At 46.2% G+C, this 11,937-nt stretch carries 9 protein-coding genes; 7 read left to right on the top strand and 2 right to left on the bottom strand.

Annotated features, from left to right (window positions below; all coding sequences use genetic code 11):
- Positions 1-4 precede the first annotated feature (4 nt).
- Both ACRDDY_RS13805 and ACRDDY_RS13800 read left to right on the top strand, forming a co-directional pair.
- Complete coding sequence (locus ACRDDY_RS13805) at positions 5-430, top strand: hypothetical protein (protein WP_438565525.1); 426 nt, start codon at positions 5-7, stop codon at positions 428-430.
- Positions 430-2,121, top strand: a complete 1,692-nt coding sequence (locus tag ACRDDY_RS13800) for a hypothetical protein (RefSeq protein ID WP_438565524.1) — start codon at positions 430-432, stop codon at positions 2,119-2,121. The genes ACRDDY_RS13805 and ACRDDY_RS13800 overlap by 1 nt, the downstream gene beginning before the upstream one ends.
- 133 nt (positions 2,122-2,254) lie before the next feature.
- On the opposite strand, the gene ACRDDY_RS13795 is transcribed toward ACRDDY_RS13800, so the two are convergent.
- Complete coding sequence (locus tag ACRDDY_RS13795; protein ID WP_438565523.1) at positions 2,255-5,182, bottom strand: hypothetical protein; 2,928 nt, start codon at positions 5,180-5,182, stop codon at positions 2,255-2,257.
- 13 nt (positions 5,183-5,195) lie between these two features.
- Positions 5,196-6,473 carry a hypothetical protein gene (locus tag ACRDDY_RS13790; RefSeq protein ID WP_438565522.1) on the bottom strand — a complete coding sequence of 426 codons (1,278 nt, stop codon included), beginning with the start codon at positions 6,471-6,473 and terminating at the stop codon, positions 5,196-5,198.
- Positions 6,474-6,503: 30 nt separating this feature from the next.
- Between ACRDDY_RS13790 and ACRDDY_RS13785 the strand changes: the two genes are divergently transcribed.
- The 5 genes from ACRDDY_RS13785 to ACRDDY_RS13765 all read left to right on the top strand — a co-directional run bounded on the left by ACRDDY_RS13785 (position 6,504) and on the right by ACRDDY_RS13765 (position 11,893).
- A complete protein-coding gene (locus tag ACRDDY_RS13785) occupies positions 6,504-7,637 on the top strand; it encodes a hypothetical protein (RefSeq protein ID WP_438565521.1) in 1,134 nt (377 codons plus the stop codon).
- Positions 7,638-7,647: 10 nt separating this feature from the next.
- Complete coding sequence (locus tag ACRDDY_RS13780) at positions 7,648-8,571, top strand: hypothetical protein (RefSeq protein ID WP_438565520.1); 924 nt, start codon at positions 7,648-7,650, stop codon at positions 8,569-8,571.
- Positions 8,572-8,581: 10 nt separating this feature from the next.
- Positions 8,582-9,175 carry a hypothetical protein gene (locus ACRDDY_RS13775; protein WP_438565519.1) on the top strand — a complete coding sequence of 198 codons (594 nt, stop codon included), beginning with the start codon at positions 8,582-8,584 and terminating at the stop codon, positions 9,173-9,175.
- 25 nt (positions 9,176-9,200) lie between these two features.
- Positions 9,201-10,499: a hypothetical protein gene (locus ACRDDY_RS13770; protein WP_438565518.1), complete on the top strand. Its 1,299-nt coding sequence runs from the start codon at positions 9,201-9,203 to the stop codon at positions 10,497-10,499.
- 86 nt (positions 10,500-10,585) lie between these two features.
- Positions 10,586-11,893, top strand: coding sequence for a hypothetical protein (locus ACRDDY_RS13765; protein ID WP_438565517.1), 1,308 nt, complete (start codon positions 10,586-10,588; stop codon positions 11,891-11,893).
- Positions 11,894-11,937: the final 44 nt, after the last annotated feature.

Below are 11,937 nucleotides of genomic sequence, written 5' to 3'. Positions count from 1 at the left end.
AAGCATGTCAGCATTGGGCTTACGTGAAGTTGTACGCAACTTCCAAGCAAACTCTGGACTGCAAGGTAAAGAACGTATCTTCTTGCTTAACAATATCGTATCGGCTGCGGTAGCGTATTCAACAATCTGCCCAATCGGCAAGATTGAAGAGTCCGGTACTTACTTCGATCGCGTAGCTCGTGAAGTATCAGAACAAATCGTTTCTGATATCAACGAGATTCAGCTATGTAACACGCATTATATCATGCGTACAATCCGTGATATTTGGCTGATGCGCTATAACATCGTTAACACTCCGATGTTTATCGTGGACTTCGCAGAACATCGTAAGCAGATGACAGTGTTCGAAGGTAAAGACCTGACCGACAAGTATAACGCTTGGATTGGTCCATTCTCCAAAACCATCTCAGGTATTATCCGGGAGCAATAATGGAACTCGATATCGATAATGAGCTTAAGGCGGTCGAAGATAACCAACGACTCATTCAAGAGTTAGAACGCTACAAGACACGTATCGGTAATGAGGGCATTTGCCGCGAATCTGGACTTGGATTAGAGAGCCTCTTAGGAGGCTCTATTCGAGGTATGGATTCTCGAAAATTAACAGTTAACCCATCTAACACTGGACGTGAGTTGGCACTCGAAGCAATTAACTTCAAGCAATTGCTGTCGGTGATCCTGGGGTTTGGCTTAGTTTTCACATTACTGATTAAGATCTTCAGTTGGTTGTTTGGTAGCAGCAGCGGAGGCGGTGGAGGCGGTGGCGGTAGCAACGCATCGCGTAAAGCGCGGGAGTTCCAGAAGGAAGCAGAGAGCCGTCTCAGCAAAGAGATGGAAACTGCACAGAACTGGATTGATGAGATTCAGCGTAATCCACAGCCCGAACTTAAACGAATGGCTGAAGAGTACGGCGCTTATGATAGTGCTCCACATACCGTGGAAACACTGATGAAGCTCGTCACTCAAGACGATCGTTATAATTTAGAACAAGCCTCGATTGTGTATGCGCGTCTAATGACTTGGTTTGGTCGCCTGTTCCCACATTGCACTGATGCTGATGTGGCTAGACAGAACAACGACCCAGCATTCATTTTACCGCTATATATGATCATCCATCCTGACGCAGTATTCGATTTCTCATTCTGCGGATTCATGGATAAGGTACCGTGCATCTCACACGACCAAGCGCACGGTTACACAAAAGTAACTGACTCCAGTCGCTATGGTCAACGGTACGACTCTTCTACTCAATCGCCTGCACGTATCCAGATGGACAAGTACTTCCGTCGGAAAGACCTGGAGCAAGCAGGTGCAATGATGGAAGGTGTTGAGATTATCGTAGATGACTCAACTAAGATGCTTCAGGCAATCACCAAGAACCTGGACAAATCATTCGATGATCTCATGGAAGACAAAGAGTTCACGAATATGATGGGTCGTATGTTACGGACAATGTTCGGTGATGAAAACAACATCACCTGGCTGAAGACACGTCCTGAAGAAGAGCGTAACCGTGTAATGACAATGGTGCGCAATTCTCCGGCTCCAGAAAGTCCGCATTTGTTCATGGTTAACTTAGGACTAAAAGAACCTAAGTACAAGGCTGTCCAAGCACATCGCCCAAATCAGCTAGGACATACACCGTCTGATGTACTACTGTGGAATAAGACTTTCGAAGCATGCCGTGAAAGTCGGTTCAACAACACCCTACCGAAGTCTATCAACCGCGGCCCTGATTTGTTCCCGGCTAAGATCCATCGGATTGCTGACCTTATCCGTCACTGTCTGAAGATCGAAAACCGTGAGAAGGTAATCGAAGCGTGTATGGAAGGCCAGAGTCGTGAGCTTGCTCGATTCAATAACAAAATCGAAGTAACTGCAAAACGTCTGGAGCGCAAAGCTATCGTTGCTCGTAAGATTGCTAACGAGTTAACCGAGAAAGAGAAGCGCTTAATGATTGGTCCTGGTCACGGCATCACAGGTAACTTCATGGAATCTATCCGTATGTTCCTGGAGACAGCTGTGGAGAGTTCAAGGGATATGGTACAGTACTGTCGCAACATCGAGGCTGCACAGAAGTCAACCGAGACGATGCTTGTGGTAATGCAAACCGACCTTTAACTCTTTTAGTATGTGCGTGCGCTTTTCAGTTGGCATGTGGGATATTTTAGTGACGCCCGCAATCGCACTTCGTTATCAATTTTGTGACGGGTTACAGTTATTGAGAGGGGCTCACGCCCCTCTCCTTTTTACCTTATTTTTTCAGGTCTTCATCCAGACGACCCCAGCTGATACGAACATCATCCCGCAATGAAACAAACCCATCTGGCGTTACATACGCGACTTTACTCATAGTCAACTGATCTTTCGGATTGATCATTGTGTAAACCTTCTGATCCTGCTCATCTCCCCACGCTTCCATCTCGATATCCACAATAGAATCCGAAATAGATTTACGAATAGTATCCAATGTTTTAGAAACGGATACTGTCGAGTCTTTAAGCAGTTTATTAACAGTACTGCGGATAGTGTCAGTGATCTTAGACGTAAGGACAAAGTCAGTACGTACAGTTTCACTAACATACACTTCGAACATAAATGCCAGCTCTGCCGGAATCTGATTCTGAGTGTTATCCGCATAACGTACCCAGACTTTACCCATGTTGTTACGTGGATAGATAAAGAAATCGGTTTGACTATGCTTGGCTTTGTTAACAAATTCAAGATCAAACAATACCGACTTCTTCAAGTCTTCTTTAACTTGCTTAGCGTAGTCCATAACGTCAGGCTGGTCACAAACAGCGTAACGACCATCTAACAAGAACAACTCTAAACGACGTAAGATAGTACGTTCATTAAGTACAATAGGTTGACCGTTGCTATAAACCGGTGTACCTGCTTTAAACTGAATTACTGGTGTTACACCATCTGGCTCATACTGGATATCGCCAGCTTCATGTTCAATAACCAAACGTTTCTGACCATCTTCGCCGACTTCTGTAACGAATACACCGTTCTCCCGTTTGTATACACGTGACGCATACCGCGCTGGAACATCTGTATCATGTAACAGATATTCAGCACCACCAGTATCACTACGGCAGTTGGCCCACAGTGCTTTCAAGTGATCACCTAGGTGAACATGAATCACTTCATGAGTTACGCCTTTAGTAGCATTGGTTTTAGGATAGAGGATACTTTCGATGTTACCTGGCTTGTAGTTCGGTGTAGTGTAACCATTAACACCAAATACAATATGGAACTCAGCATCTAACCGTAGCGCCTGGTCAGTTACTTGAGTACCATTGATGGTAAAGTTACGCACAATCAAATCATGGTTTTTGTCAATGTCCATAGTTGACTTGATTGGGAAATCATATACACGTTCTGGCTTATCGTCGCCATAATAACCAACCAGTTTACCATCTAAGCGGCTCCATCCTTCAGAGTTACGTGCACGGAAGCACAACTGTACTTCCACCTGATCATTATCCAATTGTTTAACAGCGTCACCTGAACGCGTTACAATACGCAGTAGGTAGCCATCGTCTTCTTTGGATAACCGACACTCACCAACGCCAATATCCAACTCAAGAGAGATATTAGTCTCGATGAATTCCTTGCTTGTGATTGCAGGAGAGTCCAAATCATAAGGACGCACCTCAAACACATTGCTATTCGAATCCAGTACATAATAGAACGGGCTGAAGAACAGTCGACGACCATTAATGTAGTCTGCACGCTGAACTGCTGGTAATAGATGCAAGTCATCAACAGTCTTTTCGTGCACGGCATATGTACCGAATTGATCTTCGTACAGTGTTTTAGGCCCTAATGTAATACGACGTCCATTATCGTACACAGAAGGCTGTTTAACGAGATCAGTGAAGGTTGTACGGATAATCCCATTGGTAGAACCGCACGGTGTTGTGAGGTCTTTGACGGTGCTTGGCAACAACTCTTTAGAAACATGGAACTGTAAGTCAGTTACGAAGTCAATAGAGCGATCTACCGTATATCCCATATCAGATAATGTAGCTTCAAGCTGACTTTCTGAAATTGGGATCTTGCGTGGACCAACGGCATTGTCAATTACGCGGTTCTTTAACTGTTCGAAAGTTAAAGCAGTACGACCGCCAGATATACGCTGTTGGAAATACACCTGACGGAAAGTCAGTTTCTCAAATGGCGTAATCAGGTATGGATCTATCTCACCACCGATATCACGGATAGCCATTGTGAAGGCATCCGAGTTGTAGCCGCCGTAGTCAGCAGACATAACACCTTTGGTAGTGTAGACATCAACACGAATCTCACCAGCCACCAGCTTTTGACGGATGTAGATATCAGGAATCTTAACCTGAATCGTACCGTCGTTAACTTGCAGGTATGCTGTTGGGTCTGTTACGTTGATAGCTAACTGGTTATGAGTTGTTTTCAACTCAACCCACTCTTTCCCAGTCCGCATCCACACGCGTGCAAAGTAGAACTTATCTTCGTACGCAAATTTCTGAGCGAAAGACATACCGGTAACTAACGGAGAGATAGTTGAACGAATATCATATTGCATCACTGGAATATTGATAGCGATACAAGTATAAGCACGTCCTTCTACTTCCTTATTTACTTCCATCCAGTCGATATTGTTGGTGTCCATTACACGGACCGGTGATTCACTATCGTTAAGTTGCACGATACGTAAACCACCAGACGGCAATACGCGAATCTCAATAGGATACTGCATTGTGAATGCGTAGCCATCCACCATGAACTTACTATCACGTGGAATGATGATGCGACGCATACCAGAAGACTGTGGCGGAACGGCCTGCTTGATAATCTCTTCTTTATTGATTAGCAACATTGCAACTGTGGAAGCTGGCTGGTCAAAGAGATCAACATGATCCTTATCCGACATATGCGCATACAGGTCAGCACGTGTCATTGCTAAACGCGGATACGTCTTTGTCATGCAATGCCAGTCATGTGTAATAGCAGCATGTGCATATAGTGCAGAGTTCTCAACCGTGTAAACCACAGGGTCAGATGGATCCATCAACATAATGTCTTTATCTGGATCACTGAAGTCGCGTAAGCGATCTAGACCGATATCGATTAATGAATCCGGGTTGTAGATATATGCAGCCATTTCATTGACTACATCTTTAAGCTTTGTACTCATCACTAACCTCTAATCAGAAAGGTATCCAAGGTTCGAGTGGGACTAATCCATCCTCGCCAACCGGCGGTAATACATAACCTGGTATACCAGTGAAAGTATTGACTGCTTGTTTTTCTACAGGATCGGCACTGCGACCTTTTAGTCGATCAATAACATCACTGTATTCCCACCACGATAGCTCATTGGTATTTACATCGAGATGCGGATAACCGTGAGTGTTACAGTAGATACGTGCAGCACCATCTAGCTTAATAAGTTTATCACTGCGTGGTTTGAAAGCAGCATTAGAACTGGACGCACGAATCATGTCTGGATTGAACATCGTAACCACTTCATTAAATTCTTGCTTAATGATTGGGTCATTGTAACTAGTAACGTTACATTCAAACGTAACGTTGAGCTGGTCGATGTCGGCAATGATACCATTATTGGCATTAGGCACGTTCATAAATGCACCCATAGTATCATTCAATGGGAACATCGCATTACCAATACCATACTTGGTTACATATCGCCCTGTGGTGTCCGTCAATAAACGATAGACACGCATCTCGTAATCAGCACGACGCTGTAACATGTTTTCCCAGCGTGGTAAGAACGTACCGTCTTTAACACGTGCGATGTAATCAATCAACATGTTGAACAGGACAGAGACTGGGTCGCCAGCAATATTACTGAATGTAGCAGAGAGAGTAATGGCGCCGTTAGTATTACGTGTACTGTCTGGATATGAGCGTTGTTCTCGCATGATACCTTCTTCAGTACGATATACGTCTAGAGAAGAATCAGGGAATCCAGACAAAGATACAAGCAGGTTAGACAACATTGGAATGAATGCACACTTGTTGTCAAAGCCTACTTCATTGTGGATTTTACCACCCACCATACCATACTCGCCTTCAGGCATGAATGCTTGGTTTGGTCTATCTGGACCACCGTAAGTGTCCTTCATCTGAGAGAAGATACCACATTGCGGATCTAGCATTGCCATAATTGCTGCAGTATACGAACTATGACCAGCGCGTAGTGCTTCTGTCAAGAAGCGAGAACGCTTTATATTGTTAAGGTCAAAGTTAACATCGGTGCGAGTAAAGAAGGTATAGCCGATCCGGTCAGTGTTGCGCGGTAAATCGATAGGTGCATTTCTATGGTTAAAACCGCTGAATAGGCCAGCTGTTGCAGCCTCTCCTTCGCCGCGCCCAGAGGCGATTCTAACATTTTCTTTGGATCGTTTTCTTGCATCCTCGACACCTATGCTATCAAGTAGTGCATTGGGTAATTCGTCGGACATAATCTACCTCGTAAAATTGGGAGTTTGCATATGTTGGAAGAACTGCAACCAGTAGTCTCCACGGTAATTAGTCGACTCGCGGGACTGGTAAAGCAGTCTCGGAGCGATAGCATCATTGAAGTATCGAGCAACACGCGCAACGAGTTCCTAACACTGGTAACTTCTGATGTGGCAGCTTTGCCATATTCAAACGAAATTATGCAGTCGTGCTTGACGCTGGTAACTTCATACATGTTGTCTGCCATTTCTACACTGGTAGAAATTGATGGCATTAATGACAGAGAGATTCTCGACCAGATCAACACCAATCGTGATCCACTGGATTCTCTGTTAGGCGCCGGTGCAAAAGCACACAGCTTCCTGGGTACAGAGAGCTGGCAGTATGGTCTGCCTAATCCCGAGATCTCCGGTATGCTGTTAAACGCACAGCGTCCTAAGTCAGGTAAGCGCGGTTTCGAAGCTATCGAAGACGTTCGTGATGAACGCGGTATGTCTTTCGGTCGTACTACTCAAGCCGACCTGCGTGAGCTGGCTAACCTGTCTGTTGGTAAGTCATTCGAAGTTGTATTCGAAGCAAACGGCAATCGCAAGCCAGTAAACATGCAAGTGCGTCTGATGGTATCCGACGTAGATGACGCAACAATGTTAGGTATCCTGCGCTCAGGCAGCACCAACAACTCTTTTAAAGAGCGTCTGATTCGCGTGCGTGCCGGTTCTCTGCACTGGTTCCACGATTTGATCATGTTGAATGACCTGATCGATGAAGCGCGTCGTACTCGCATCAAAGACAAGTCCAAGTTCTATCGCCACATTCTGAGCAAGCGTTCTAAGAACTTCCTGTCTGGTCTGTTCTCACTGCGTCCATCAGTAAACAACGCTTCCGCTATTCTGGCGTTTACTACTCGCCAAGCTGAAGAGCTGGAACTGGAAATGGGTGGTGAATTGGACGACTACGCAATCCGTCAGCGTGTGTTCGAATCAACTTATACTATGATCATGGTTGTAGTTGATACCCAGTGGGAACAGGTAACGTTCTATCACCGTGGTATTGACCAGAAAACAACCGTTTCCGTAGATGCGTTGAAGCGCGCTAACAAGAAGGGCGGAGCCGAAGTAGAAGACGTTCTGCGTGCATACACCGCAGGCGCTGCACCGTCTTATTAAGGAGTCATCGATGAGCCTGTATCAATACGCTGCCAAACTGTTGCCTTCAATGGAATCTAAGGCAGTCAAATTAAACCTTGAAACGGCACAGGAACAAATCACTAACAACCTCCTGGTTGGCACTGATATGTTCGTGTCTACACTGGGACATGAATACAAGTGGAAGAATGCTGAACTAATTGAGATCAGTAATAAGATCGCTAAAGCAGTTCGTACTCAAGACCACTTGAAGTTACCACGTGACTGCTCAGGCATTGAAGCTATTCAAGCAGTTCTGAAAAACATGCAGCATTGTATTCCGGTGATCATTTCTGAAGCTAACCGTAGTTTCGAAACCAAGATCTTCCGTAGCGGCCTGACCTTTACCAAAGCAGTTATCCTGCAATATGCTGAAACTGTAGATTTCGTAGTTACCTATACTGCGACTTTGCTGAACTGGATGACGGCAACAGAGTACAATACTCTGGATGGCCGAGATCGTAAATCTGGCATTTCGCCAAATGTTTACGAATCAATCGTCGCCAATTCAGTAAACTACATTGAAGCATTGAAGATCATGGCTATGACTACCGAGCAGTTAAAGCGCGGTATCAAAACCCTGCCACAAATGCGTATCGCAGAAACAGCTGAAGGTGAAGCAGAACAAATCGCTCTGGGCGGCGGTAACGCTAACCCATTCGGTTTTGCTAACCTGAGCTGGCCGCTGTCAATGCTGTATCACTACCGATTGTCTCGTGTTGAAGCACAAGCACAAGAGTTTGAGCGTCTGACTGCCCAAGAAAAAGCATTGCACTATCGTGTACTGCTAATTAAGAACCGACTCGAGCGTGGTGAAGGTGACGTAGCGCTGGAGAAAGAACTTTCAATCCACGAAGAGCGTATCCGCGATCTGGATTATAAGTTGGCGCAGCTGACCAAGAAATACAAACTCTGAGGGTGATATCATGGACATGGCTGAAATCATCCAAGCCCTTGACGATCGTTATGATGCCGATTCTAATCGCCTGACCATCCAAGATGTCAATACTGCACGTAGTGTAGCTGACTTATTTATTTATGGGCGAGATAAACATCGTACTTATGATGCTTTTGATATGGGTATTCGTGTAGCTGTACGTTATATGCACACTGTACGTCGCGTGCATCATAAACGTCTGCTCGAAGATATGGGTGCCTCCAGCGGCACATTATATGACTACTTTAATCGCGCTATGCAGTTTGTTGAGACGGGTAAAGCACCTGGGCGAGCTGTAACGTGGGACGGGGTCGTAGCCGCTGCGATTAGAAACAACGCAGAAGTAACTAAATTTAATGTCGTGGGTAACATCGGTACAGCCGTAACAATCGGTGCCTCACGTATCGATCCACGCATCACCGCTTCACGTTCAAATCTCATAAAACCCCTGTATACCGCACCTCTTAGTATGAACGACGCACAGTTAATCTTTAAGTGGGTGTCACATCCTGGCGGTTTTGTAGAGATGTTACTGTTCGTTGCCAGAATGGTAGAAATCTGCTTCCAAGCAGATGAACGATAATTAACGTTAATTGAGGAAATATCCAATGGCTCGTGGTATCCGTTTAGGTTTTGAAGATTATGACAACGCTGAAATCAGCGATGAGCTGGCGCTGGTCGAAGATCCATCAGACACCGTTGAAGCACACCTGGTCGAAGTAGCCGACGACACAATCGCTGATGCGGTTGAAGCGGTTGACCTTGATCAGCTGGGTAGCGACATGGTGTCTCTGGTAGATCACGCTCGCAACGTTGAAGACTCTATGGCCGAAGGCGGTCTGGATCCAATCGCTGCACGTTCTACTGAGCTGGCAGTTGAATCTATCGCCAAGCGCTGGGGCATCAAGCGCCAGAAGATGGGCTTCGAGAGCTTCCAAGGTTCTGGCCGTGGCGATGCAACTCGTCTGGCATTCGAAGGTATCGTTGATACCGTTCGTGAAGGCGCTAGCCGTGTTTGGAAATGGATCCTGCAAAAGATCGATCAAATTCAGCAAGCATGGGCGAAGTTCTCCAACGCCGGTAAGTCTGCCAAGAAGCGTATCGAAAAACTGCGTGATCGCGTTAAGAACCTGCGCGGTACTCGCGATACCAATGAAACGATCGAAGGTAAGAAGATCTATAAACTGGCTTCTACCAAAGCAGCACTGGAAAAAGTGGTTAAGTTGGATCGTGCAGCATTCAACAATGGTGGCGATGCGCTGAACAGCATGATCGCAGCAGAACTGAACGAAGCCGCTACATCACTGACTTCCGACGATCCAAACATCAAGCTGAACGGCACCAAGATCGATATCGGTCAGTTGGAAAATGCCAAGCTGGTATGGACTATCGGTGGTAGTGAGCGTAAGTTCGCATCTCTGATTCCACCTTCTGCTAAGCGTGAAGGTATCCATATCGGTCTGACTTACGGTGGTGTTGTAATCGCATATAAGGACGGCGACGACTGCGATTGCCTGACTTATAAAGAAATGACCGTCGAACAAGTAGAAGATTACCAAGCACCTGTGCTGGAAACTTCTGCCATGACCAACATGCTGGACATGGCGTTCGATACCGCATCTGCTCTGGACCAGTACTACCAGAAGATGTCAAAAGTTCAGACTCAGCTGCGCAAGCTGAAAGAAGACATCTCTCGCAAGCAACGTAACTTCGACAAAGAGTTCGACAAGAAGAACGTCGATTCTAACAAGGTAAGCGATAAGCGTAAAGAAGTTTACGCGGCCAAAGCGAAGTTCGAGTCTGCGGTCGAGCTGGAAAACATGTATCGCCGTACCGCGGTCAACATGATTCAGGGCGTAACTACTTACGTTACCGAATCCATGAAGCACTACTCCACCGAAGATTAATCTTCTGGCGGTGGGTGACTGACTCACCGCCATTGCCTTTTTATGGGCAAATGATTTTATTTTTTAATTTAAAGGAAAAGTGAATTATGTCACGTCGCACACGTTTGGGTTTTGAAAGCGTTGAAGATGATGAAGTGAGCGCGGAAGAAGGTGCTGGTGAAATCACCGAGCGTCCTGAAGAATCCGTTGAAACTCAACTGGTTGAAACCAAAGAAGGCGAAGCTGACGAAGCTGTTGCCACTGCCGACGGCGAACAGCTGGCAGAAGACTTGCGTGATGTTATCGAACAAGCGGAAGTTGTTATCGCTTCTCTGGAAGAAGGTGGTATGTCTGAGCCAGCAGCACGTTCTACCGAAATTGCGGTAGAAGCGATTGCTAATCGCTGGAACATCAAGCGTAAAAAGCTGGGTGTTGAAAACTTCCAAGGTTCCAGCCGCCTGAATGCGACTCGCCTGGGTCTGGAAGGCATTATGGATACTGTTGGTGGCGTGTTCAAACGCGTATACGAATGGATCCTGAAGCGTATCAGCGACCTGCGTGCCATCTGGGACAAATACGTAAACGTTGGTAAGTCTGCAAAAGGCCGTATCGAAAAACTGCGTAAGAAAGTTCGCGAGCTGCGCGGTTCAGCGAAGGGTGAAACTCTGGCTGCAGGTACTGGCTGGCAGTTGATGCCACTGGTTGAAGCTACCGGTAATAAAGTAAATTCCATCCTCGGTATCTCCAAGACCGACAAGTTCGCTACTGCGATGAATGCACTGGATGTTGCATGTGGTTGGTACCTGGACGCTGCTGGCGAGCTGATCACCAAGCAAGCAGTAAACGGCGGCGGCGGTGCATCTACACCAAAACCAGCAGACATCGAAATCGTTACCTCTCGCGGTAATGACACCAAGCTGTCTAAGCTGTTCCCAGCGTCAGCCAACAAAGAAGGTCGTCGCATCGTTCCAATGCCTGGTGGTGCAGTACTGTACTACACTGATGGCGATGGCAACCAGCGCTGGCAGTGGGCTGACGTAACCGCGTCTACCTATAAAGATCACGAACCTGAAGTTCCAGAAGTGTCCGAAATGACTGACGGTCTGGACAAAGCGTTCGATGCGGCAGTTTCTCTGAACCAGTACTATCAGAAGCGTCGCAAGACTGTGACTGAGATGGAGAAACTGAAAACCAAGATCTCCAAAGCGAAAGATCAGTTCGGCAAAGCTTTCGATAAGAAAGATGTTGACTCGTCTAAGCTGGTTGACAAGCGTAAAGCGGTAGAAGTTGCGAAAGCAAACTTCGAAAACGCTGTCGAAATGGATGTGATCTACCGTAAGTCTGCGACTGCGTACATCCAAGCCAACATCAGCGTTGTACAAGCTTCCCTGAAGAAGTATACCGTTGATGATTAATTAGCAAAACCACAGGAGGGGCTTCGGCCCCTCCTGCTTTGCCT

The organism is Clostridium sp. (assembly GCF_051656525.1).
Classification (GTDB): domain Bacteria; phylum Bacillota; class Clostridia; order Clostridiales; family Clostridiaceae; genus Clostridium.
This window is presented reverse-complemented; position numbering and strand designations above follow the sequence as displayed.